Origin of the sequence: Maricaulis sp. (assembly GCF_039978735.1) — a bacterium.
In the GTDB taxonomy this organism is placed as follows: Bacteria; Pseudomonadota; Alphaproteobacteria; order Caulobacterales; family Maricaulaceae; genus Maricaulis.
The window spans coordinates 127735-148662 of sequence record NZ_JBDWAS010000014.1; the positions used below are offsets into that span (position 1 = coordinate 127735).

Genomic DNA, 20928 nt, shown 5'->3' on the forward strand with positions numbered 1-20928 from the left:
GGATTCTTGCCGTCTCTTGCTGCCGATTGTCGCGCCAGACGGCCTCGTCTTCCGAGACGAGGCAGTTTCCTTGATGGAACGCTTCAGCGTGCGTTCTGAGGCGTGCACCTGTGCAAGACGATGGCATCTGTGCGATCAGCAGTCCGGCTTCTGAAAAGCCATCAATAGCGGCCTTACGGGCAGGAGCGTACTGAATGAGCGTTACGCAGGCCGAAGTGATCGACGTTTTGCGCCGCATTGAGGCGGGGGAAATCACGCTCACACCTGACCGCGACCCTCAAGAACACATCAAGGGCGACATTCTGTTTTCTGCGAGCAATGGCTGGAAGATAGAGGTGTCCAACTGGAGCGGAGAGTTCGGCGGGATTGTCGAAATCGGACTTCCGGGCGGTGGCAATCTGGATCTGGAATATCTGGAGACGCATATGCCGGAGGTGGGGCAATACTTTCCAACCGGCGAGGTCGCTTGGCGGGCCTATCGTATGAAAGCTGTCGAGGCCGGTTTTGTATATGTTCCAGTCGACAAGACCGGGCCTTTAGCGACGGCGAGCCCTGGCGACCTGATCGAGATTGCCGACCGGAAGCCGCCGTGGATTGTGGCCTATCACAGTCTGGGGCATGTGCTGCTGGCAAACTGGCCGGGGCGGCTCTGGCTGGTTCAGGTTGTTGAGAGACTGGAGCCGCAAGGTCATCGCGGAAACTATACGCGCTGCATTTCGGTCAGGATCATCCGGGAGATAAAGACGCATCACGTGTTTGGCGCACACGGCGAAGCGGTCGAAGAGGTGTTGGCATATGCGTCCGCGCTGGCGCGGCCGCAGGCCGAGCAGCTTGCTGCGAACAGGCATGATGAGGCCAAGGTACTCCAGACCGCCGGCTGGTATCGTTGGCTGGCGGAAACCGAGAAGCGTGAGACATCAGACGAGTGCAGCATGGATGGGGTGCTCGCCGCTGGGCAGGGTGCCACGCGCTCACCCATTGGGCATGGGCTGTCTCTGGTTCATGGAGGTGTCTGGAATGCGGCCATTCGTGCGGACGGTGATGCTGCAATCGAGGAAGATGAGGATGAGAGCTGGCTTGTCTCGCCTTGGTCTGAAGCGGCGAGCGCGCTGATGGATGCAGCCTGGGGGAAGGGCGCGCCGGAGTTTTTTGACGAGGCAGAGCGCGAGATCCTCCTTCAGGCGTGGAGGGCGCGAGTTGCGGCTTGAAAGCGCTTGGGGACACTCTTGCCGAATTCGAGGCCAAGGTCAGATATGTCCGGATCAGCCCAGAATTGGTGAATGCAAATCGTCCACGGTCGGGCCAAGCGGAACCTGATCCGATGTTGGCCCTTGATGAATGAGGGGACCGGTGCATCAGCGGCGGTGGAGTGGGGGACCTCGGCTAGAGTCAGCAAGCGTTTTGCGCTTTCACCCCTTCCGCCCCGAATTTTTTGCTCCGGCCCGCCTTCCCCGTCGGGGAAGGATGCCTTCCGCTCGTTTAATTGATTTGTAGTGCTTCGTGCACCACATTTCGGTGAGGAGGCTTGCGATGCTCAATTTTACCGGCCCTGGCCGCACAGCTGAAAAGCAGACCCGCACGACGCAAATTCGTCATGGCGATCAGCTTGGCGAGATGATCGAGCGTGCGGCGACGTCGCTGGGTGTCGACAAGTCGGTCTTCCTGCGCGCCGCAATCGAGAATGAGGCCGCGCGCGTGATCGAAGCGCAATCCCGCCATGTGCTTTCGGCGGAGGACGCAGCACGTTTTTCCGCGGCCCTGGATGCCGATCTGCCGCCGACGCCGCGGGCCCTGGAGGCTGCAAAAGCCTATCGCCGCCGCGTCGTGCATGCCGACTGACGGCGTCGATCTGCGCATCGAAAAATTTGATCCGGCGCGGCATGACCGCGCCGGTTTTTCATGCGGCGTCGACCGGCTGGACAATTATCTCAAGCTGACGGCGAAGCGGCCGCAGGTCGACGACATGACCCGGGTCTATGTCATCACTGCCGACGGCGACAACCGCATTCTGGGCTATCACGCCATCAATCTGGGCATGATGGATGTGACAGAGCTGCCTAAAAAGCCGCGCGGTACGCCCGCTCATGGCGAACTGCCCGTTCTCTTCCTCGGCCAGGTTGCTGTCAGTCAAATTGCGCAAGGTCAGGGGATCGGCTCGATCCTGATGCATCATGTTTTCGAGAAGGCCAGCCGGATAAGCGAAGAGGCCGGCTGCTTTGCCCTGGTTCTCGATGTGATGAACGATGGCGGCGAGGCCGCGTTCGCCCGCCGCTGCGCCTGGTATCGGGATTTCGGATTCCAGGATTTCGCCAGCCAGGCCGGACGCATGTTCATGACGATGAAGCAGGTCCGCGCGATCATCCAGGCCCCTTCGGTCTAGCCTCCGCCCGCCACACCGCACTCCATCGCGAACAGCGCTTCCAGATGCTGCCGCGCCTTGTCCGCATTCATCGCCGGATCGCCTGCCAGGATAAGCCCGGCGAGGCCGTCGCGCAGGGCGTCGAGGCGCAGGGCCGTGGCGGCCGGGTCGGGCAGTTGCCAGTCGCCGTTTGTCACACCTTCGGTAAGCAGGCGGGCGAGGGCGCTGCGCAATTGTGTGCGGATCCGGTCCAGCGCTTCGGCGATGGGCGGGTCGTGCGGCGCCAGCCGTTCGGCATCGATCCACAGTCGCCAGTAAAGCCGGGCTTCCGGTGCGAAGGCCTCGGCCATGAAGCGCCCGATCGCGGCACGGGGCGTTTCGTCTGCGCGCCGGATGTCAGCCGGAGCGTCCTCGAACACGGCTTCCCAGGCCGCTGCCCGCAGCACCGGCCAACGGAAATAATGGTTCAGCAGGCCCGTTCCCACGCCGGCACGTTCGGTGACACTGCGGGTCTGGGCCGCTTCCAGACCGCTCTCCATCAACACTTCGACCGCCGCCCGGAATATCCGCTCGCGGCCGCTGCCCCGGGGTTTCTTCACATCTGTCATCGCGTCCCTCTTGACTCATTGAGCCATTGCTCAATTAAATTGAGCGACTGTTCAATGAGGGTTTTATGCCGGTACCGGATCGTAATTCAACCGTCGATACGCTGCGCACCGCGGCACTGATCGGCATCTGCGTGGTCAACCTGCCTTTCATGGGCCTGCCACAGGGCGCGGTGCTGTCGGCACCGGACGGGCTGTGGAACCAGGCTGCTGCGTTGTTCACGGGGATCTTTTTTGAAGCCAAGTTCTTCATGCTGTTCTCCTTCCTGTTCGGCTGGGGGATCGAGATCCAGCAAAGGTCGGCCGAGCGGGCCGGTGCCAGTGCCGGGCGGCGTTATGGCCGGCGACTGGTCATGCTGGCTCTCTTTGGCATTGCGCACGCCATTTTCGTCTTCTCCGGCGATATCCTGTTGCTCTATGCGCTGCTCGGCCTGCTGATCTGGCCGTTTCGCCGTGCGCGTCCCGGCGTTCTGGCAGCCATTGCGGCGGGCATGGTGCTCGTGTCCTGCCTGTCGCTGATATGGCTGGCCACGCTGCTGCCGTCCGGGGCCGTGCCCCTTCCCTCGGGGCCGGGGCTGGGCGGCAGCTATGGCGAGGCCGTCCTTGCGCGCCTGGCGGACTGGCCGGAAACCCTCGTCTTCCTGATCATCCTGCAGGGACCGCTGGCCTTCTGCGCCTATGCGGCGGGACTGGCGGCGGCCAAGACCGGCTTCTTCGAACCGGGTTCCCCCTGGCGGCGCCATTGCGCCCATGCCTTGCCCTGGCTGCTGATGGCTGGCCTGCCGCTCAACATCGCCTATGGCTATGTCGCCAACGGGCCGGGCTTTGGCAGCAATGGTCTGGCCGATCTTGCGAGCTTCGTGTCGCTCGGTCTGGGCGCCCCCGTACTGGCCGCGGCCTATCTCTGCATCATCCGTCTCGCCTTCGAACGGCCGCGCCTGCCGGAGATCCTGGTTCTGGCCGGACGGAATTCCCTGTCCGCCTATGTGCTGCAGGGCGTGATCGCCGGCGTGCTGTTCGGAGCCTACGGGCTGGGCCTGTTCGGCCAGCTGGGACATGCCGCCCTCCTGCCGCTGAGCGTTGGCGTGGCGCTTGCAGCCATGCTGGCTGTCGGACTGTTTGCCCGGCTGTTCGGGCGGGGGCCGCTGGAAGTGGTCCTGCGCCGGGTGACCTATGGCGCACCGGCCCGGCGTAGCGGCGGGGAAGGGGCAAAGCCATGAACCCCTTCGTCATGCTCGTGCGTGTCATGGCGCTGGCCCTGCTCATCGCCCTGATGGCAGCCCTGACGGGCTGTGCCGCAACACCGGACATGCCGTCCGGGCGCACCGACGCCGTCACCGGTTTTTGGTCGCTGCCAGACGGTCAGGGCGTGATCGAGGTCCTGCGATGCGAAACGCGGGCCGATGCCCTGTGCGGCCGGCTCGTTGCCTATGACGGGCCGGACGATGCACGCGACTATTCCCACCCTGACTTCTGGGCCTGGGGCGAGCGGGTCTGCGGCAGCCAGGTCGTATTCGATGCGCGTGCGCAGCCGGAGACCGGGGTCTGGCAAGGCCGGGTCTATGTCCGCGCCGAGGGGGCGGTCTACCACGCCGAGATCGCAGCCGCCGGACCGGACAGGCTTGACGTGCTGCTCTATGAGGGGGCGAGCATGGACGAGGGGGTGTCGGTCGCGATCGGTGCCGCGATGGGCAATCTGCCCGACCCGATCGATCTGGGCTATCTCGCCGTTCGCGCGGCCGCCGGGCGGGAATTGCTGGCCCGGGAGCAGGTCTGGCGACGGATCGATGCGGTTCCCGGCCGGTGCGACCGCTGAGCTGCAGCAGCGTACTTGATAGGGTCCGAGCGCCTGAATTTCCGGAAAGCAGCCGGTCAGGCCTTGTTTCCGACACAGTTCCGGCGCATAAGATGGCTCATCGATATTGAATGACGAATCTTCTGGGCGCGGTTTTCGCCCCCCTGACGCTCTTCCTTCCAAAATCGACACTCGGGTATCTGCCGGCACACGGTCGGCGGGGCCCACCTACACGTGACTGATTGAAAGGATCTCGTCATGGCTATTGGTACCGTTAAATTCTTCAACACCACCAAAGGTTTCGGCTTCATCGCTCCGGAAGATGGCTCCACGGACGTGTTCGTCCACGCCTCTGCCGTCGAGCGCGCCGGCATGCCGACGCTGTCGGAAGGCCAGAAGGTCAGCTTCGACGTCGTCCAGGACAAGCGCTCCGGCAAGAGCGCCGCTGACAATCTGGAAGCCGTCTAGGCATCCGGTTTATCCGGCAGCTGGATGCCAGCACGCCGGATTGGCAATTGCAAAGGCCGGGCATCAGCCCGGCCTTTGTCGTTTCCGGATCCCGGTTCAAGGAGAACACACGCATGGTCCAGAAAATTGATGAGAGTATCTTCACGCTGAAGTCGACGGCGCCGAAATCCAAGGCCGATGTCACCGATGCGGTCGTGCGCGAATATCTCAAGGAAGAGCACGAAGCGCGCACGGCGCTCACCAGCAAACTGCGCGCCGCCCGGCTGGCGCTGGAAGCCAGCCAGCCTGCACCGGAACCGGTCAAGCGCCGCAGTCCGCGCCGCGCGAAGTCCTAGCCCGGCTGCAGTGCCGCAGCATCCCGTTCCAGCGTCCGCTTGACGGCCGGCCGGTCGGCACAGCGGGCGACCCAGTCGCGGATTTTCGGATTGTCCGGCAAAAGGTCGGAGAACCACTGGAACGGGCTGGAACACAGAAGGTCGGCGGCAGAGTATTTTTCGCCGAGAAGGTATGGGCCCTTTTCCAGCGCGTCGGTGAGCCGGGCCAGCATGGCGTCCATGTCGCGCAGGCTGGCGGTGATCGCAGGATGCGACAGGCCGGCCCAGTGCAGGATGAAGACCGGCTCCATCACGCCTTGATAATAGAACAGCCAGGACAGGTAGGCGCCGCGTCCCGGCTCGCCCTCGATCGGACCGAGTCCGGCTTCGGGGTATTTGTCGGTGAGATAGAGGATGATCGCGCCGCGCTCGCGGACGGTTTCCTCGCCATCGACCAGGAAGGGCACTTTCTTCTCCGGATGCGGATTGGCCGGATCCGGACCGCCCGTGCCGTCCTGGCGCGGGATTGTGACTTCACGGATTTCGACATCGGCGCCGAGTTCATCGATCAGCGCGACGATGCCGGAGGAGCGGCTCATCGGGGAATGATAGAGCGTGGGCATGGGGTTTTTCCTTTGTCTAGCGATGACGGTGTCTTACACACGCCCTGCTGACAGATTGCGGCAGGAGCGAGAATGGCCCGCACAGACCGTCTGATGCGTCTGATGGACACGATGCGGCGCCTGCCGTCCCCGGTGACGGCCGCGCGGCTGGCAGACGAGACCGGGGTCTCCCTGCGCCAGCTCTATCGCGACATCGCCACCCTGCGTGCCGGTGGCGCCCTGATCGACGGTGCGGCGGGGGTTGGCTACACGCTGACCGAGGATCCGGCCCTGCCGCCGCAGAGCTTTTCGCGTCTGGAAATCGAGGCGCTGATGCTGGCCGTGGGATCGCTGGAACGGATCGGCGACGACACGCTGACAGCCGCCGGCAAGAACGCGCTGGCGCGGATCATCGCGACGCTGCCGGACGCCCAGTCGCGCCAGGCGATGCACTCGGCGATGCGCGCCTGGTTCCCGGCCGACACGCGTCCACCGGTCGGGATCGACATGGACCTGCTGCGCCAGGCCTGCTGGGACGAGTTCTCGCTCGTCATGACCTATCGGGATCTGAAGGAGAACCGCACCGAGCGCGAGATCTGGCCGTTGGGTCTGTCCTATGGCGAAGGCACGCTGATGCTGCTGGCGCATTGCCGCCTGCGGCTGGACTATCGGGTTTTCCACGTCTCGCGCATTGAAGGTCTGGAACGCGGCGGCGAAAGCTTCCGGCCGCGCCGGGCCGGCCTGTTGAGGGACTATGTCGCGGCCCGCCGCAAACAGCTCGCGTTGTCGTAGAACCCGTCAGGCAATGGCCGCGAGCCGGTCTTTCAGGGCAGCTTTGGCGAAATCGAGGAAGACACGCATCTTCGTCGGCAGGGCCCTGCGGCTCGCATGGATGAGATGCACGGGCAGGGGGGCGGGCTCGAAGTCTTCCATGAGGATGCGCAGCGAGCCGTCGCGCACCGCGTCCGCGCACTGATAGCTGAGCACCCGGGTCACGCCGATACCCTCGCTTGCCGCCCAGACGGCGGCATCGGCAGCAGAAACGGTGAGCCTGGGCTGGCAGGCGATATCGACCGGCTTGCTGCCCGGCGGCGTCAGGCTCCAGCGGCCGCCCGGTGAGAGGACATCGAAATGCACGCCCGGCAGGGCCGCAATGTCGTCGGGCGTTTTCGGCGTGCCATGGGCAGCAAGCAGCTGCGGGCTGGCGACGAGAACCGTCCGCACTGATCCGACGCGGGTTGCGATCATGTTGCTGTCGGGCAGGGCACCGATCCGGACCGCCATGTCGATATGTTCTTCCATCAGATGCAAATTCCGGTCGGACAGGGTGAGGCCGACGCTGATCTGCGGGTAGGCGGCGAGAAAGTCTTTCACGACGGGCAGGGTGTGCAGCCGTCCGAAACAGACAGGCGCGGTCAGGTTCAACGCGCCGCGCGGCGTGTGGAATTCGCCGGCCGCGGTGCGCTCCGCCTCGTCGATATCCTCCAGGACGCGGCGGGCCGAGGCGAGATAGGCGACCCCTGCGTCTGTCAGGGCGAGCTTGCGCGTGGTGCGCGTCAGAAGCCGCGTGCCCAGATGGGTTTCCAACTCGGTCACCTGCCGGCTCACCGTTGCCAGGGGGATGCCCAGCGTGCGGCTCGCGGCGGAGAAGCTTCCGCTGTCGACGACCTGAACCAGGATCGACATGGCTTTGAGACGGTCCATGATTGTTCCGAAAATTGGAAAAGACGTTTCCGGAAGTAGCGGATTATCGTTTCCGGTGAAATGCCTATTTCTCCCCGGCAAGACGCGATCCGCGATGGATCGCACGGACCCCGAAGGAGAAAACATGTCCCGTCTGCCGATCCCCGCTCTCGATTCCGCACCGGAAGCGTCCAAGCCGATCCTCAACGCTGTGCACAAACAGCTCGGCACCGTGCCGAACATGTTCCGCCTGATCGCGACCAGCCCGGCGGCACTGGAAGGTTTTGCCGGCAATAACGGCGCGCTGGCGAAGACGCTCGACGTGAAGACCCGCGAACGCATCGCCCTGGCCGTGGCCCAGATCAATGGCTGTGACTACTGCCTGTCCGCCCACACCTATCTCGGCCTGAACCTGGCCAAGCTCACGCCGGAAGAGATCGACCGCAATCGCCGCGGTCAGTCCGGTGATGCAAAGGCCGAAGCCGCGGTCCGCTTCGCCGCGAAAGTGGTGCGTGAGCGCGGCCAGGTCTCCGATATCGATATCGCCGAGCTGCGCGATGCCGGCTACTCGGATGGCCAGATTGTCGAGATCGTCGCCGTCGCGGCCGAGAACGTCTTCACCAACCTCATCAACATCGTCGCCCAGACGGATATCGACTTCCCCGTCGTCAGCGCTGCGGAAGCGGCCTGATGGCGAGCGGGCGGGCCGGTTTACCGGTCCGCCCGTTCTTTTTGCGGCGGCCAGGACAGGAGCTTCGCCATGAGCTACGGATTTCTCGATATTGCGACCACGCCCGGCGTGCGTGCGATGCAGGCGGAAATGGGCAGTGCCCATGTCTGGGAACAGTTCGAGGGCGATCGCGCCTTCGACCGGTTCGGGCGCAACGAGATGGATTTCATCGCGGCGCGCGACAGTTTCTACATGGCCACCGTGTCCGAGACCGGCTGGCCCTATGTTCAGCATCGCGGCGGCCCGGCGGGCTTTCTCACTGTGCTCGACGAGCGCACGCTGGCCTTCGCCGACTATCGCGGGAACCGGCAATACATCTCTACCGGCAATGCCCGGGCAAATGCCCGTGTCGCGCTGATCCTGATGGACTATGCCAACCAGGCCCGCCTCAAGATCTTCGCCACGGTCGAGCTTCTGCCGTCCGGGCCGGACAGCGACCTCGCCGACCAGGTCCTGACGCCGGGCTATCGCGCCCGGCCGGAGCGCATCGTTCTGCTGCACCTTGCCGCCTTCGACTGGAACTGTCCGCAACACATCACACCGCGCTTCACCGAGGCAGAGATCATCGAGACCATGCGCGGGGTGCGTGAACGCCTGGCGGGTCTCGAGGACGAGAATGCGCGTCTGCGGGCCGAGCTCGCCCTTGCGGGCAACCGGGAGGGCGCACGATGACCCCGACCATCCGCCCGCCGGTTCCGCCCTTCACCACGTTCAAGGCCGCCGCCGAAAAGGTCCGCCTGGCCGAGGATGCCTGGAATTCGCGCGATCCGGAACGGGTCTCGCTGGCCTATACGCCGGACAGTGAGTGGCGCAATCGCGAGATCTTTCTCACCGGGCGCGCGGAAATCGTCGCCTTTCTGACCGGCAAGTGGAAACGCGAGCACGACTATCGCCTGATCAAGGAGATCTGGGCATTCCAGGCCAATCGCATCGCCGTGCGTTTCGCCTATGAATGGCGTGACGATTGCGGCAGCTGGTATCGCGCCTACGGCAATGAAAACTGGGAGTTTGCGCCGGACGGGCTGATGCGGCGGCGCATTGCCAGCATCAATGACACACCGATCCGCGAGGCCGACCGAAAATTCCACTGGGAACAGGGCCGCCGGCCGGACGATCATCCTGGACTGAGCGAGCTGGGGCTGTGAGGCGGCTGGGCAGCATTGCCGGCTTGCTGGCCGGGTTTGTGCTCTTGCCGCTGGCGCCGCATGCCGAGGTCATGCCGATGGCGGACGGGCGCCCGAAATCGCCGCCGGGTTTCGACCGCGCAGGGTGTTCCCCCGTCATGCAGGCCGCCATCCTGGCCTTTCAGCCCGATTGTGCGCGGCGCATGGCCCGCCTGGCCTAAAGCAGGGCTTCGACTGCGCCGCGCAGTCTTTCCGGTGTCTCCTGGGGCCCGAAACGTTTGACCACATTGCCTTCGCGGTCGACGAGGAATTTGGTGAAATTCCACTTGATGGCTTTCGAACCCATCAGGCCGCGGGCTTCGCGCTTCAGGAATTCATAGAGCGGCGCCGCGTCCGCGCCGTTGACGTCGATCTTGGCGAACATCGGGAAGTTCACATCATAGGTGAGCTTGCAGAAGTTCGCGATCTCCTCGGCATCGCCGGGTTCCTGATTGCCGAACTGGTTGCAGGGAAAGCCGAGAACCACGAGCCCCTTGTCCTGCAGGTCCTTGTAGAGCGCTTCCAGGCCTTCATACTGGGGGGTAAAGCCGCATTTCGAGGCGGTGTTGACGATCAGCAGCACCTTGCCGCGATAGTCGGCGAGCGAGACTTCCTCACCGGCGATGTCGATGGCGTTGAAGTCGTAGATCGTGGTCATGCGCAAGCCTCCTCGGGTTTGGCACGCATTGTTCACGAGTCAGCCCGCGCCGTCGATGCCCCGCCGCGCAAGGGCGGCAACTCTGGACGTGATTGTGGCATCTGCCGGGGATGACCGAGCCCACCCCTGGCCGCCACCCGCATCAGGCGCCTGAAGGTCGGGCATTCCATATGGGTCGGCGCGCGGCATTCGGCGGCGTGGCGAAGCCCGTCGCGCATTGCGGTCAGCCGCCCGATGGTCCGGTCGATATCCTCCGCTTTCTCCGTCAGCTGGTCGCGGTCGATGCGCGGTTCGCCGTCGGGCGCGAACATGCCGCCGATCTCGTCCAGCGAGAAGCCGGCCGCCCGGCCCAGGGCAATCAGGGACAACCGGTCGACGACAGACGGGTCGAACAGGCGTTTCAGACCGCGCCGGCCGATCGACACGATCAGCCCCTTTTCCTCGTAATAGCGCAGGGTCGAGGCGGGCAGTCCGGTCAGCCGGGCGAGTTCTGCTGTGTCCAGGTCTTTCATCGCTTGACCTCAAGTTGACTTGAGGTGGCAGCATGAGCCTTCCGCCGCTTTCCGGCAAGGCAAAATGGAGATCGACATGAACACGGCGCAGGCAAATCCGCCCACGGCGAAGGATATATGGAACGGCATTGCCGGGCAGAACTGGGTGGAGGCCCAGGTGCTGCTGGACGGCATGTTCAAGCGCTTCGAGGATGTCATCGTGACGGGCTGTCTGGAGCAGGGCGCGCGTGATGTCCTAGACGTTGGCTGCGGCACCGGTGCAACCACACTGGCGCTGGCAGATCGTTTGCGCGGTGCGGGAAGCTGTACTGGTATCGACATCTCGGAACCGATGATCGATCTGGCCCGCAAACGTGCAGCGATGTCGGGATCGAAAGCGGACTTCATCTGTGCGGATGCCGAGGATCATCCGCTTGGCGTTGCCCGGTACGACCGCATCGTGTCGCGCTTCGGTGTGATGTTTTTCCGCGATCCGGTGCGCGCCTTCGCCAATCTGCGCGGGGCCAGCGTCGCGGGCGCACAGCTGGCCGTCATCGCCTGGCGCGACCCGGCGGAAAATCCCTTCATGACGGTCGCGGAAGCCGCGGTGCGGCCTTTGTTGCCGGAGCACCTTGCTGCGGCGCTCCAGCCGACCGGACAATTCGCCTTTGCCGATGAAAACCATGTGCGCGGGATACTTCGCGACAGCGGGTGGTCCGGCGTTACCATGGCGCCACTCGATCTCGCCTGTTCTCTCCCGGAGCGCGCGCTGGAGACGTGGCTGACGCGGCTCGGCCCGCTCGGACGGTTCCTGCCCGAACTCGATACGGATCATCGTGCGGCGGTGATCGAGGCCGCGCGTTCCGCATACGGGCCCTACACCGCCGGGGGCATGGTTCGCTTCACGGCTGCGTGCTGGGCGATCGGAGGCGAGAATGTCTGATCCCGCTATCGATTTTCTGATTGCCGCCGTGCTGATCGGATGCGGAGCAACGGCGGTCATGGATGTCTGGGGCGTCGTGAAGGCGCGCCTGTGGGGTGTCGCCTCGCTGGATTATGCGCTTCTGGGCCGCTGGATCGGTCACATGCCACGGGGGCGGTTTGCGCACCGGTCCATCGCTGCGGCTGTGCCTGTCGCGGGTGAGCGGGCGCTGGGGTGGCTCGTCCACTATCTGACCGGTATCGCTTTTGCCGCGTTGCTGCTGGCAGTGCGGGGGCTTGGGTGGCTTGACGCGCCGACTCTCGCGCCAGCTCTCACTATTGGCCTCGGGACCGTACTGTTCCCCTTTCTGGTCATGCAGCCGGCACTGGGGGCGGGCTTTGCCGCCAGCCGTACCCCGGCGCCGGGCCGCGCCCGCTTCCACAGCCTGGTGACCCATGCCGTGTTCGGACTGGGACTTTATCTGTCCGGACTGCTGGTGAGTTCGTTATTGCCATGAAGGCATCGGCGGGGATGCGATCGGGGGCCCGCCGGACCGCCTTGCCGGGTGCGAAAGACTGTTCGAGCCCGGCTCGACACGGCATAGGGTGACGCACCCAAGCAAACCTCCCGGGAGACTGATCATGATCGACAGCCAGGCCGCCCGCATCGACAGTCTCGAGTCCCATATCGCGCACCAGGATCGCACGATCGAGGAGCTCAACGAGGTCGTGCTGGCCCAGCGCGAGGATATCCGCCGGCTTGAACGCCGGCTCGACAAGCTGATGTCCCGCGTCGCGACGCTGGAGGATCAGGCGCCGCTGCCGGACAACGCACCGCCGCCGCACTATTGAGCCACGGGCGTCTGGCGAAAGCGTCAGTCGGTCGCACCGGTCATTATTGCTTTTGAGATGCAATCGCATTACGGCTGCAGCCTGTCTGATGGCTGACCCAGAGTGCGATCATGAAATTCCCCATTCTTGCTGCGATGGCGGCTGCAAGCCTCGCGACCGCCTCTGCTACCGCCCAGAACGAGGCCGACGGGTTCGGCGTTCTGGTCATGGCACATGGTGGTGGCGAGACGTGGAACGGCGAAGTGCGCGACATGCTCGCGCCGATCGATCAGGATTATCCGCTGGAACTGGCCTTCGGCATGGCCGATGCGGTGAGCCTGCAGGAGGCTGTCGACCGGCTGGAGAACCGTGGTGTCGACCGTATCGGTGTGGTGCGTCTCTTCATCTCAGGTGAGAGCTGGTACGAGCGCACGCGCGAGATCATCGGCCTGGACACCGGCGCGCCGGCGCGGCCTGAACCGGAAGACGCGGACGGGGAAGAGGGCGGCCATCACGGCATGCGCATGGAATACTGGCGCCTCGACACCGATGCGGAGTACGCGCTTTCGACTGAAGGGCTGGCCGAAGCGCCGGAGATGGGTGCGGTGCTGGTCGAGCGGGCGCGCTTACTCAGCGAAACGCCCGAGAATGAGAGTGTTCTGATCCTCGCCCACGGTCCCGGCGATGATGCGGAAAACCACCGCTGGATCGACTGGATCGATGCGCGCGCAGATACCGTTCGCGAGGCGATGCCCTTCCGCGAGGTTCGTGTCGAGACGCTGCGCGAGGACTGGCCGGAAGCGCGCGAAGCCGCCGAAGTGCGGATCCGGGACTTTGTGACAGCGGCCAATGAAGGCGAGGGGCGCACGATCGTCCTGCCCTATCGGGTCCAGGGCTTCGGGCCCTATGCCGAGGTTCTGGAAGGCCTGGACTACGCCTCCACCGGCCGCGGTCTCCTGCCGAGCGTCGAGGTGGAGCACTGGGTGCGCCGGCAGATCGAGGACATACGGGCGGGTGCGTTCGAGACGCCGCTGCCGGCGGATGTTCATGCTGCAGCACCTGTTGCCGACCGCATGCACATGTCTCGTGACTAGAAGCGTCCCAGGCGCTCCGGCTTGACCTCGTCCCCGCCATGCCGTGAGGCTGGCGCGACGCCGAGTCGCCGGAGCCTGCCATGTCCGAACAGCTGAACCTTCTGGATCCGGTCCGCACGACGGACCGGCTCTTCTTCGCTCTTTTCCCCGACCCGGACACGGCCGGACAGATTGCGGCGCTGGCGGCGCAATTGCGCGACAGGCACGGGCTGACCGGCCGTCCGCTCTCGCCGGAGCGCTTTCACATCACCCTGGCCCATCTCGGCGACTATGCGGGTTTGCCCGCCGATCTGGTTGCCAAGGCACGCCAGGCCGGTGACCGGGTGTCATCACCATCTTTCCGTCCGCATTTCGACCGGGTCGGCAGTTTCTCCGGGCGGTCCGGAAACCGGCCCTTCGTGCTGCAGTCGAGCGAGAGCGAAACGCCTGTGACGGCGTTCCAGCGCGTATTGGCGCAGGCCATGATGGGGACGGGGCTGGGCCGCAAGGCCGGCCCGTATCTGCCGCATGTTACCCTGCTCTATGACGACGCGATGATCGCCACGCACCCCGTCGCGCCCATTGCCTGGACCGCGGGCGAGTTCGTGCTGGTGCACAGCCTGCTCGGTCAGACGAAGCACGTCATTCTCGACCGCTGGCCGCTCGGGAGCTGACGGCCGTCATGCACCGGCTTCAGCGCATCGTCGACTGTCTGGATATCCGTCCGACCGAGCGGGTGCTCGAAATCGGCTGCGGTCTGTTCACCCTCAGCCGGGCCGGGCGCGAGCGCCTGTTTGAAGCGCTCCGAGATCAGGCTGGGTCGGTCAGGCGGGCAAAGGCCACGACCGGATTGCGTCCGTATGCGCGCGCGCAACGCGGACATGTGGTGAGGAAGAAGTATATCGCTTCCGCCGCTTCACCACGAGCCGCCAGCAAGGCCTCCATTTGCTCGATCCAGCGGGGCTGTTCACTGTAGGGGCCCTCGAAAACCCGTGTACGGAAATGTCCTGACATCTCTACCACCTCGGAGCCGGGCACCCGCTTCGCGATGGCGAACAGGTGTTCGGCCTTCCAGGGCGACAGATCGCGGCTGAGAACCAGGAACTGGCGTTCCGGTCCAGCACCCGCGGCTTCGATACGGGCAAAGGTGCGTGCGAAAACCTGACCCATATTCACCGGCATATGCGCAACGCTCAGTGTGGTCGCCCGGACAAAGAGCTTGTTCCTGAAATGCAGCAGCTGGTCATCCCACCCGACCGGGTTGAAACGCGGGCAGCATCCGGTCGTGTTCTCGGTATCGTCGTACTGCGGGGTTTCGTTGATTTGCATGTCCGGAGTCCTTGCCAATGGGGCCGGAAACACTATCGGGCATGACAGCCGTGGCGGCTTTGATCCAGCTCAAATGCCCCGATCAGGATGCAGTCTGAGCCAGCGCTGTGCGAACCTTCGGCATGATGCGGCGGCTCACCGGCACCTCGCTGCCCTGGGTCAGCAGCAGCCGGCCGATACCGGAGGCGTCGCGCTCAAGCGCGTTGACGAAGGCGGTGTTGACGATGTGAGAGCGATGAACGCGCAGGAATGTCTCCGGCAGTTCCGCCTCCAGCCCCGCCAGGGAGCCGTTGTAGAGCGCTGTGCGGCCGTCATCGTAGTGGACTTCGACATAATCTCCGGCGCCTTTCAGCTGCACGATCCGGTCCGTGGGCACGTAATCGACGCGTCCGGCACTGACGAGCTGCAGCTGTGCAGGCGCTGTGCGCTGGCGTGCTTCGGCCAGGGCCGTTTCGAGTTGCCGCGCGCGCCGCTCCTCGGCTTGCCGGCGCTGGCGTTCGCCGACGAGGGTCAGGGCCTGGTGGTAGAAGAGGAAGATCAGCATGCCGCCGGCGGCGAGGTAGAAATAGGTGTCGATGAAGTCGGTCGGGAAAGCGATCATGAGCGCTGCGAACGCGCAGAAAAGCGCGAGATAGGCCGGGGCCCCGGGGCGTTTCCCGATGCTCCAGATGATGCCCCCGATGATCCCGGCCGCCACGGCAGCCAGAAGCGCGAAGCCGGTCTTGCCGTCGAAACCGGGCACGACGACCACGATCAAGGCCATGATGGCGGCCAGTCCGGCCAGGCGAAGCATCCGTGCCCTGACGCCCAGCCCGCTCAGGCGCAGCAACAGGTAGGCGTTCAGGCACAATCCGAAACCGAAGGCACAGGCGAGGATCGTCACCAGCCGGATCTCGTGCACGGGGTAGGGATAGGAGTAGAGCGAGCGCGAGACTTCCGCCAGCAACTGGATCGCCGCAAACAGCGAGGCCGCCGACAGGATGGCCGAGCCCTCGCGGTCTTCGCCGCGCAGGGCTGTGACGCCGAAGAACAGGCAGCCGATCGCGAAGGCACCGAATGTGATCAGGGATGGCCAGTAGGCCAGGATCATCCTCTGGCCCGGGTTCCGGTAGGGACCGAAGGCGACGCGATGGATCGGCGCTGCAAGCCGGATAAGGCCATGCTGGGCCGACAGGCGAAGCACGACCGTGTTCTCGCCCTCCTGCACAAGCGTGCGCGGGACATAGATCACACTGTCCATCCGGCCAGGGACCTCCGCGTCGCGCGTGCCGGCGGGCCGGCCATTGGCGCCCAGATAGGTGCCATTGATCCAGGCTTCGCTGGAGGCCTTGGCGAGCACCTGCAGTCCGAACGGTCCGGGACCGTCGAGATTTTCAGGACGCAGGATCAGCTGCGCCTGCACCCAGAGATGCCGGCCCTGCGGATCGACGGACCATAGCGGCACGGTTTCGCAGTCCGGTCCGGAGAAGTCGGGAAGCCGGTCCGGATCTTCAACGGGGCAGACCCGCGCATTTGCCGCTTCGACATGAGCGCCCGGCTGAGCCTGTGCCGGGTCGCACATGATCAGCCAGGCCGTGATGGCGGCGAGGAGGGCGCAGATGGTTTTCATTCACCCAGTCTAGCCTGCCGCCGGGCGAAGGCCGATGCCGTTTGCAGGCCGGTCATGACCGTTCACAGATCGCGGCGTGTGGGGTGGAGCAGGGCGCCCGAGGATGAGGGTGAAACAGCTCCAGAGGTAGTCCCATGCCCCCCATCCGATCCCTTCTCGTCATTGCCGGTCTTGCCATGGCGCTGCCGGTGATCCCGGCCGCAAGTGCCGAGGACCCGATCACCTTCACGGCGCGGTCCGGCGACAGTGTCGACGCCCTGCGCGGCTCGTTCCAGGTGCCTGAAAACCGGTCCGATCCCGGCAGCCGCATGATCACCCTGTCCTATGTCCGCTTTCCCGCAACCGGCGATGCCGACGGACCGCCGATCGTCTATCTGGCCGGGGGGCCGGGCGGTTCGGGCAGCGGTACGGCAGAAGGGCCGCGCTTCGAACTGTTCATGGCGATGCGCCAGCATGGCGATGTCATCGCCTTCGACCAGCGCGGAACCGGCGACTCGACCCGCCTGCCGCGCTGTGTCTCCTCGGTCCATGTATCCGAGACCGAGCCGGTGTCCGACGCCGAATACGGTAATGCCTACCGGCAGGCTGTCGAGGAATGCGGCGCCTTCTGGCGCGGCGAGGGTGTCGCCATCGAGGGCTATACGACGCGCGAAAGCGTGCAGGACATTTCGGCGCTGCGGGCCCATCTCGGCGCCGACACGGTCACGCTGTGGGGTATCTCCTATGGCAGTCATCTGGCCCTGGCGGCGCTGAAGGATATCCCGGACGAGATCGACCGTGTGATCATCGCCAGTGCCGAAGGCCTCGATCAGACGGTGAAGATGCCCGCCTATACCGACGCGTATTTCGCGCGCCTGCAGGCGGCCGTGGACAGCCAGCCGCAAGCCGCGGCCCGCTATCCGGATATTGCCGGCATGATGCGCCGGGTGCATGCGCGCCTGGAGGCCGAGCCGATCCTGCTGGATATCCCGCAGCAGGATGGTTCGGTGGCGTCCGTTCTCCTGCAGCGGCGGCACATGCAGCAAATGAGTTCCGGCCTGATCTCCGACCCGCAATACGCGGCGATCCTGCTGGCGCTCCATGCGACGCTCGACGCCGGCGAGACCGGGCTGGCCATCGGACTTCTGCAACGCTTCCACACGCCGGGCGAGCCGGTCTCGCTGAGCGCCATGCCGACGGCCATGGATCTGGCCTCGGGTATCGGCGATGCGCGTCTGGCTGCGTTCGAACAGCAGGCGCAGAACGGGCTGGTCGGCGCCTATCTCAACCATCCCATGCCGCAGATCCGCGGCGCTTGGAACGGCTTCGATCTGGGTGAGGATTTCCGCACAGCGCCGGCCGGCGACACGCCGGTCCTGCTGCTCACCGGCACGCTGGACGGTCGCACCTATCCGGAAGGTCAGGCAGCGGCAGTATCCGGACTGTCCGATGTGACACAGGTGATCGTGCGCAATGCCGGGCACAATCTCTTCATGACATCGCCGGAGGTGCACGATGTCATGCACCGCTTCATGCGCAATGAGCCGGTGGGGACCGAAGAGATCATTGTCGATCTGCCGGACTTCACCGAACTGCCCTTCTAGGCGGGACTGACCGTCGACCAATACCGCCCCGGCCCGGCTTGATTTCCGGGCCGGGCGCGGTCATACCGGCCCTATCGGACCTCGAACCCGGAGCGCGTGATGAACAACCACCTGCAAATCGAAACCCAATGTTTTGCTTTTGCCGGTGTTTGCCATGTCTGCTTCGATCACGCTTTCCAGTCTTTCCCTCGCCACGCCTGATGCCCGTCCGCTCGTCGCGGACCTGACGCTCGCCTTCGGGGCGGAACGCACCGGCCTTGTCGGCCGCAATGGCTGCGGGAAGTCGACCCTTCTTCATGTTATCTCCGGTGCGCTTGCACCTGCGGCCGGCGAGGTCTCCGTCACGGGGAAGATCGCCCTGATGGAACAGCATGCCTGCGCCGGTGCTGCCACCATTGCCGAAGCGCTGGGGGTGGAGGAGGCGCGGGCCTGCCTGGCGCGCATTCTCGATGGCACGGCCAGCGAGGCCGATCTCGATCAAGCCGACTGGACGCTGGAAAGCCGTGTCGAGGCCGTGCTGGTGCAGGTGGGCCTGCCAGCCTGGCCGCTCGACCGTCCGGCTGCGGCCGCCAGCGGTGGCCAGAGAACGCGTCTTGCAATCGCGCGCATGCTGCTGGCCGAACCGGATATCCTGTTGCTCGACGAGCCGACAAATAATCTGGATGCCGACGGCCGGGCCGCGATCCTGTCTCTCATCGAGAGCTGGCCCGGCGGCATCATTGTCGCCAGCCATGACCGCGACCTGCTGGAGCGTATGGACCGGATCGTCGAACTGACCCCCGTGGGGGCGACGGTTGTTGGCGGGGGCTGGACCGCGTTTGCGGAGGCCCGTGCGGCGCGGCTCGCCCGCGTCGAGGCGGAGGCCGAACGGGCCGCGGCCGGTGTCCGTCAGGCCCGCGCCGCGGCACGCCAGCGATCCGAGCGCAAGGCGCGCTCGGACCGGGCCGGGCGGCAGGAACGGGCCGCCGGCAGCCAGCCCAAAATCCTCCTGGATGCGCGGAAGAACCGCGCCGAGGGCAGTGACAGCCGGGTGGCCCGCATGTCGGCGCGGCAGCTGGAAACAGCCGGGGCCGAATACGATGCTGCGCGCGAGAAGGTCGAGATCGTCACGCCGCTCAGTATCGATCTTCCCGCCAGCGGTCTGGCCACCGGCCAGTCGGTGCTGAGTGTCCAGGACCTTGTCTTCTCGCGCGACGGTCAGCGGATTGTCGGTCCGCTCTCGTTTGAGGTTACGGGGCCTGAACGGATCGCGCTTGCCGGTCCCAACGGGTCGGGAAAGAGCACGGTCTTCGATCTCGTGACCGGGCGGCTGCAGCCGGACAGCGGGACTGTTTCGGGCCGTCATGAGCGCTTCGCGCTGCTCGATCAGGCGGTGAGCTTTCTGGAGCCTGACTTGTCGGTTGCCGCCAATGCCCGCCGGCTCAATCCGCAGCTTTCTGAGAACACGGTGCGCTCAGCGCTCGCGCGTTATGCCTTCCGGGCAGAAGCCGCTGAGAAGCCCGTTTCCGTCCTGTCCGGCGGCGAGCGGATGCGGGCCGGACTGGCCTGTCTTGCCTGCGCGGCGGAGGCTCCGCAATTGCTGATCCTCGACGAGCCCACCAATCATATCGACCTGGAAGCGGTGGAACTCTTGGAACAGGCCCTCGCGGGTTATGACGGCGCCATCCTGGTTGCCAGCCATGATGCACGCTTTCTCGACGCAATCGGTGTCACCCGCACGATCACGCTGGAAGCGCCCGGCACCGTGTGACCGGGGCAAATGAGCAAGAACAGGCACGCTGTCCCTGCCGGTCCGGGTGAGTATCATTGCCGCCCGGACAGAGGAGACATGGGGATGAGAGCGGATAATCGTGCAGGCTATGCCGACCGGATCGATCGTGTCGTGGCGCATATCGAGGCGGCCGACGAGGACGCCATGCTGGACCTGGATACCCTGGCGGGCGTGGCGGCGCTGTCGCCGTTTCACTTCCACCGCATCTACCGGATCATGACGGGGGAGACCCCGGCGGAAACCGTGCGCCGCATCCGTCTGGTGCGTACCGCGCCGGCCCTGCAGGATGACAGCCTGACCGTGACCCAGGCGGCCGCGGCTTCGGGGTATTCGTCCAGCCAGTCCTTCGCGCGGGCCATCAAGGCCGCGACCGGTGCAACGGCAAGCGAAATCCGGGCGGGAGGCGGCAGCCTGTTCGAGCGTCTGCTGCAGCCGCAGAACATGGATGCCGCGACCCCCATGCCGGTCGAGATCGTCTCGACCGATCCGCTGCGCCTCATCGCAATCCGCAATATCGGCGCCTATGCCGAGCTGAACCGGACCTATGAGCGCCTGTTCGCCACCGTCTTCTCGCAGCTTCCGATGGAAAGCCTGCGCGGCATCTGGGGTGTCTGGCACGAGGATCCGCGTTTCTGCGATCCCGCCGAGCTGCATTTCGACTGCGCCATCGAGATTGGCGAGGACTTTCTGGCGCAGGGTGAGGTCGAGCTGCTCGATATCGCCGGTGGCCGGCATGCCCGCCTGCGCCATGTCGGCAGCTATACGACGCTGCACGACACAATCGACAGGCTCTATGCCCGCATCATGGCGGACGACACGCATCTGATCGCCGACCGGCCCCTGATCGTGAACTATGTCGACGACCCGGAAAGCCGACCTGAAGCGGAATGGCGGTCGGATATCTATCTGCCGCTCGCCTGATTTTGGTCCCGGTTTGCTGACA

At 65.1% G+C, this 20928-nt stretch carries 27 protein-coding genes; 20 read left to right on the plus strand and 7 right to left on the minus strand.

Annotated elements, in window-relative coordinates; genetic code table 11:
* The first annotated feature begins 194 nt into the window (after positions 1 to 194).
* From ABJO18_RS04240 to ABJO18_RS04250, 3 genes are all read left to right on the plus strand, one after another.
* A complete protein-coding gene (locus tag ABJO18_RS04240; protein ID WP_348506370.1) occupies positions 195 to 1208 on the plus strand; it encodes a hypothetical protein in 1014 nt (337 codons plus the stop codon).
* A 322-nt stretch (positions 1209 to 1530) separates the two neighbouring features.
* Positions 1531 to 1839 carry a DUF1778 domain-containing protein gene (locus ABJO18_RS04245; RefSeq protein ID WP_348506368.1) on the plus strand — a complete coding sequence of 103 codons (309 nt, stop codon included), beginning with the start codon at positions 1531 to 1533 and terminating at the stop codon, positions 1837 to 1839.
* Positions 1829 to 2380 carry a GNAT family N-acetyltransferase gene (locus tag ABJO18_RS04250; protein WP_348506366.1) on the plus strand — a complete coding sequence of 184 codons (552 nt, stop codon included), beginning with the start codon at positions 1829 to 1831 and terminating at the stop codon, positions 2378 to 2380. Before ABJO18_RS04245 ends, ABJO18_RS04250 begins: the two co-directional genes overlap by 11 nt.
* Here the strand turns inward: ABJO18_RS04250 and ABJO18_RS04255 are convergent.
* Positions 2377 to 2967, minus strand: a complete 591-nt coding sequence (locus tag ABJO18_RS04255; protein ID WP_348506364.1) for a TetR family transcriptional regulator C-terminal domain-containing protein — start codon at positions 2965 to 2967, stop codon at positions 2377 to 2379. The two genes, ABJO18_RS04250 and ABJO18_RS04255, sit on opposite strands and share 4 nt — an antisense overlap.
* A 65-nt stretch (positions 2968 to 3032) precedes the next feature.
* Here ABJO18_RS04255 and ABJO18_RS04260 point away from each other — a divergent pair, with 65 nt between their 5' ends.
* The 4 genes from ABJO18_RS04260 to ABJO18_RS04275 all read left to right on the plus strand — a co-directional run bounded on the left by ABJO18_RS04260 (position 3033) and on the right by ABJO18_RS04275 (position 5562).
* The gene (locus ABJO18_RS04260) at positions 3033 to 4184 is read left to right on the plus strand and encodes a DUF418 domain-containing protein (protein WP_348515745.1); all 1152 of its coding nucleotides are present in this window, start codon (positions 3033 to 3035) and stop codon (positions 4182 to 4184) included.
* Complete coding sequence (locus ABJO18_RS04265) at positions 4181 to 4780, plus strand: DUF2147 domain-containing protein (RefSeq protein ID WP_348506360.1); 600 nt, start codon at positions 4181 to 4183, stop codon at positions 4778 to 4780. Before ABJO18_RS04260 ends, ABJO18_RS04265 begins: the two co-directional genes overlap by 4 nt.
* Before the next feature lie 237 nt (positions 4781 to 5017).
* Positions 5018 to 5227 (plus strand): cold-shock protein, encoded by a 210-nt coding sequence (locus ABJO18_RS04270; RefSeq protein ID WP_348506359.1) that lies wholly within the window; start codon positions 5018 to 5020, stop codon positions 5225 to 5227.
* Between the two features lie 113 nt (positions 5228 to 5340).
* Positions 5341 to 5562: a hypothetical protein gene (locus ABJO18_RS04275; protein ID WP_271187752.1), complete on the plus strand. Its 222-nt coding sequence runs from the start codon at positions 5341 to 5343 to the stop codon at positions 5560 to 5562.
* Here the strand turns inward: ABJO18_RS04275 and ABJO18_RS04280 are convergent.
* Positions 5559 to 6164, minus strand: a complete 606-nt coding sequence (locus tag ABJO18_RS04280) for a glutathione S-transferase family protein (RefSeq protein ID WP_348506357.1) — start codon at positions 6162 to 6164, stop codon at positions 5559 to 5561. The two genes, ABJO18_RS04275 and ABJO18_RS04280, sit on opposite strands and share 4 nt — an antisense overlap.
* Positions 6165 to 6236: 72 nt before the next feature.
* Between ABJO18_RS04280 and ABJO18_RS04285 the strand changes: the two genes are divergently transcribed.
* Positions 6237 to 6935 (plus strand): YafY family protein, encoded by a 699-nt coding sequence (locus tag ABJO18_RS04285; RefSeq protein WP_348506355.1) that lies wholly within the window; start codon positions 6237 to 6239, stop codon positions 6933 to 6935.
* Between the two features lie 6 nt (positions 6936 to 6941).
* On the opposite strand, the gene ABJO18_RS04290 is transcribed toward ABJO18_RS04285, so the two are convergent.
* Positions 6942 to 7847: a LysR family transcriptional regulator gene (locus ABJO18_RS04290; protein ID WP_348515746.1), complete on the minus strand. Its 906-nt coding sequence runs from the start codon at positions 7845 to 7847 to the stop codon at positions 6942 to 6944.
* Positions 7848 to 7971: 124 nt separating this feature from the next.
* On the opposite strand from ABJO18_RS04290, the gene ABJO18_RS04295 reads away from it, so the two are divergent.
* The 4 genes from ABJO18_RS04295 (at position 7972) to ABJO18_RS04310 (ending at position 9901) form a co-directional block, all read left to right on the plus strand.
* Positions 7972 to 8517 (plus strand): carboxymuconolactone decarboxylase family protein, encoded by a 546-nt coding sequence (locus tag ABJO18_RS04295; RefSeq protein ID WP_348508588.1) that lies wholly within the window; start codon positions 7972 to 7974, stop codon positions 8515 to 8517.
* A 69-nt stretch (positions 8518 to 8586) separates the two neighbouring features.
* On the plus strand, positions 8587 to 9228 hold the full coding sequence (locus tag ABJO18_RS04300; protein WP_348508589.1) for a pyridoxamine 5'-phosphate oxidase family protein: 642 nt from the start codon (positions 8587 to 8589) through the stop codon (positions 9226 to 9228).
* Positions 9225 to 9701, plus strand: coding sequence for a nuclear transport factor 2 family protein (locus tag ABJO18_RS04305; RefSeq protein WP_348508590.1), 477 nt, complete (start codon positions 9225 to 9227; stop codon positions 9699 to 9701). Before ABJO18_RS04300 ends, ABJO18_RS04305 begins: the two co-directional genes overlap by 4 nt.
* On the plus strand, positions 9698 to 9901 hold the full coding sequence (locus ABJO18_RS04310) for a hypothetical protein (RefSeq protein WP_348508591.1): 204 nt from the start codon (positions 9698 to 9700) through the stop codon (positions 9899 to 9901). The genes ABJO18_RS04305 and ABJO18_RS04310 overlap by 4 nt, the downstream gene beginning before the upstream one ends.
* Here the strand turns inward: ABJO18_RS04310 and ABJO18_RS04315 are convergent.
* Positions 9898 to 10377, minus strand: coding sequence for a glutathione peroxidase (locus ABJO18_RS04315; RefSeq protein ID WP_348508592.1), 480 nt, complete (start codon positions 10375 to 10377; stop codon positions 9898 to 9900). The two genes, ABJO18_RS04310 and ABJO18_RS04315, sit on opposite strands and share 4 nt — an antisense overlap.
* A 32-nt stretch (positions 10378 to 10409) precedes the next feature.
* The gene (locus ABJO18_RS04320) at positions 10410 to 10889 is read right to left on the minus strand and encodes a helix-turn-helix domain-containing protein (protein ID WP_348508593.1); all 480 of its coding nucleotides are present in this window, start codon (positions 10887 to 10889) and stop codon (positions 10410 to 10412) included.
* Between the two features lie 76 nt (positions 10890 to 10965).
* Between ABJO18_RS04320 and ABJO18_RS04325 the strand changes: the two genes are divergently transcribed.
* From ABJO18_RS04325 to ABJO18_RS04345, 5 genes are all read left to right on the plus strand, one after another.
* Complete coding sequence (locus ABJO18_RS04325) at positions 10966 to 11811, plus strand: class I SAM-dependent methyltransferase (RefSeq protein WP_348508594.1); 846 nt, start codon at positions 10966 to 10968, stop codon at positions 11809 to 11811.
* Entirely contained in the window at positions 11804 to 12307 is a 504-nt protein-coding gene (locus tag ABJO18_RS04330; protein WP_348508595.1) for a DUF2938 domain-containing protein, read from the plus strand. The genes ABJO18_RS04325 and ABJO18_RS04330 overlap by 8 nt, the downstream gene beginning before the upstream one ends.
* Before the next feature lie 124 nt (positions 12308 to 12431).
* Positions 12432 to 12641, plus strand: coding sequence for a SlyX family protein (locus ABJO18_RS04335; RefSeq protein WP_348508596.1), 210 nt, complete (start codon positions 12432 to 12434; stop codon positions 12639 to 12641).
* 110 nt (positions 12642 to 12751) lie between these two features.
* The gene (locus ABJO18_RS04340; protein ID WP_348508597.1) at positions 12752 to 13714 is read left to right on the plus strand and encodes a hypothetical protein; all 963 of its coding nucleotides are present in this window, start codon (positions 12752 to 12754) and stop codon (positions 13712 to 13714) included.
* 80 nt (positions 13715 to 13794) lie between these two features.
* Positions 13795 to 14367: a 2'-5' RNA ligase family protein gene (locus ABJO18_RS04345; protein WP_348508598.1), complete on the plus strand. Its 573-nt coding sequence runs from the start codon at positions 13795 to 13797 to the stop codon at positions 14365 to 14367.
* A gap of 136 nt (positions 14368 to 14503) precedes the next feature.
* Here ABJO18_RS04345 and ABJO18_RS04350 read toward each other — a convergent pair whose 3' ends face one another.
* Together ABJO18_RS04350 and ABJO18_RS04355 are read right to left on the minus strand one after the other, a co-directional pair.
* On the minus strand, positions 14504 to 15022 hold the full coding sequence (locus ABJO18_RS04350) for a hydrolase (RefSeq protein ID WP_348508599.1): 519 nt from the start codon (positions 15020 to 15022) through the stop codon (positions 14504 to 14506).
* Positions 15023 to 15104: 82 nt separating this feature from the next.
* A complete protein-coding gene (locus ABJO18_RS04355; RefSeq protein WP_348508600.1) occupies positions 15105 to 16631 on the minus strand; it encodes a LytTR family DNA-binding domain-containing protein in 1527 nt (508 codons plus the stop codon).
* Between the two features lie 134 nt (positions 16632 to 16765).
* Here ABJO18_RS04355 and ABJO18_RS04360 point away from each other — a divergent pair, with 134 nt between their 5' ends.
* From ABJO18_RS04360 to ABJO18_RS04370, 3 genes are all read left to right on the plus strand, one after another.
* Complete coding sequence (locus ABJO18_RS04360; protein ID WP_348508601.1) at positions 16766 to 18214, plus strand: alpha/beta fold hydrolase; 1449 nt, start codon at positions 16766 to 16768, stop codon at positions 18212 to 18214.
* A 154-nt stretch (positions 18215 to 18368) separates the two neighbouring features.
* Positions 18369 to 19964 carry an ABC-F family ATP-binding cassette domain-containing protein gene (locus ABJO18_RS04365; RefSeq protein ID WP_348515747.1) on the plus strand — a complete coding sequence of 532 codons (1596 nt, stop codon included), beginning with the start codon at positions 18369 to 18371 and terminating at the stop codon, positions 19962 to 19964.
* A gap of 84 nt (positions 19965 to 20048) precedes the next feature.
* Positions 20049 to 20906, plus strand: a complete 858-nt coding sequence (locus ABJO18_RS04370; RefSeq protein ID WP_348508151.1) for an AraC family transcriptional regulator — start codon at positions 20049 to 20051, stop codon at positions 20904 to 20906.
* The last annotated feature ends 22 nt before the right edge of the window (positions 20907 to 20928 follow it).

Coding starts and splice junctions, on each gene's coding strand:
- ABJO18_RS04345 (WP_348508598.1), top strand. CDS start 13,795: ATGTCCGAACAGCTGAACCTTCTGGATCCGGTCCGCACGACGGACCGG.
- ABJO18_RS04355 (WP_348508600.1), bottom strand. CDS start 16,631: ATGAAAACCATCTGCGCCCTCCTCGCCGCCATCACGGCCTGGCTGATC.
- ABJO18_RS04285 (WP_348506355.1), top strand. CDS start 6,237: ATGGCCCGCACAGACCGTCTGATGCGTCTGATGGACACGATGCGGCGC.
- ABJO18_RS04360 (WP_348508601.1), top strand. CDS start 16,766: ATGCCCCCCATCCGATCCCTTCTCGTCATTGCCGGTCTTGCCATGGCG.
- ABJO18_RS04260 (WP_348515745.1), top strand. CDS start 3,033: ATGCCGGTACCGGATCGTAATTCAACCGTCGATACGCTGCGCACCGCG.
- ABJO18_RS04370 (WP_348508151.1), top strand. CDS start 20,049: ATGAGAGCGGATAATCGTGCAGGCTATGCCGACCGGATCGATCGTGTC.
- ABJO18_RS04300 (WP_348508589.1), top strand. CDS start 8,587: ATGAGCTACGGATTTCTCGATATTGCGACCACGCCCGGCGTGCGTGCG.
- ABJO18_RS04330 (WP_348508595.1), top strand. CDS start 11,804: ATGTCTGATCCCGCTATCGATTTTCTGATTGCCGCCGTGCTGATCGGA.
- ABJO18_RS04280 (WP_348506357.1), bottom strand. CDS start 6,164: ATGCCCACGCTCTATCATTCCCCGATGAGCCGCTCCTCCGGCATCGTC.
- ABJO18_RS04240 (WP_348506370.1), top strand. CDS start 195: ATGAGCGTTACGCAGGCCGAAGTGATCGACGTTTTGCGCCGCATTGAG.
- ABJO18_RS04275 (WP_271187752.1), top strand. CDS start 5,341: ATGGTCCAGAAAATTGATGAGAGTATCTTCACGCTGAAGTCGACGGCG.
- ABJO18_RS04350 (WP_348508599.1), bottom strand. CDS start 15,022: ATGCAAATCAACGAAACCCCGCAGTACGACGATACCGAGAACACGACC.
- ABJO18_RS04320 (WP_348508593.1), bottom strand. CDS start 10,889: ATGAAAGACCTGGACACAGCAGAACTCGCCCGGCTGACCGGACTGCCC.
- ABJO18_RS04265 (WP_348506360.1), top strand. CDS start 4,181: ATGAACCCCTTCGTCATGCTCGTGCGTGTCATGGCGCTGGCCCTGCTC.
- ABJO18_RS04335 (WP_348508596.1), top strand. CDS start 12,432: ATGATCGACAGCCAGGCCGCCCGCATCGACAGTCTCGAGTCCCATATC.
- ABJO18_RS04315 (WP_348508592.1), bottom strand. CDS start 10,377: ATGACCACGATCTACGACTTCAACGCCATCGACATCGCCGGTGAGGAA.
- ABJO18_RS04270 (WP_348506359.1), top strand. CDS start 5,018: ATGGCTATTGGTACCGTTAAATTCTTCAACACCACCAAAGGTTTCGGC.
- ABJO18_RS04250 (WP_348506366.1), top strand. CDS start 1,829: ATGCCGACTGACGGCGTCGATCTGCGCATCGAAAAATTTGATCCGGCG.
- ABJO18_RS04290 (WP_348515746.1), bottom strand. CDS start 7,847: ATGGACCGTCTCAAAGCCATGTCGATCCTGGTTCAGGTCGTCGACAGC.
- ABJO18_RS04245 (WP_348506368.1), top strand. CDS start 1,531: ATGCTCAATTTTACCGGCCCTGGCCGCACAGCTGAAAAGCAGACCCGC.
- ABJO18_RS04340 (WP_348508597.1), top strand. CDS start 12,752: ATGAAATTCCCCATTCTTGCTGCGATGGCGGCTGCAAGCCTCGCGACC.
- ABJO18_RS04305 (WP_348508590.1), top strand. CDS start 9,225: ATGACCCCGACCATCCGCCCGCCGGTTCCGCCCTTCACCACGTTCAAG.
- ABJO18_RS04255 (WP_348506364.1), bottom strand. CDS start 2,967: ATGACAGATGTGAAGAAACCCCGGGGCAGCGGCCGCGAGCGGATATTC.
- ABJO18_RS04295 (WP_348508588.1), top strand. CDS start 7,972: ATGTCCCGTCTGCCGATCCCCGCTCTCGATTCCGCACCGGAAGCGTCC.
- ABJO18_RS04365 (WP_348515747.1), top strand. CDS start 18,369: ATGTCTGCTTCGATCACGCTTTCCAGTCTTTCCCTCGCCACGCCTGAT.
- ABJO18_RS04325 (WP_348508594.1), top strand. CDS start 10,966: ATGAACACGGCGCAGGCAAATCCGCCCACGGCGAAGGATATATGGAAC.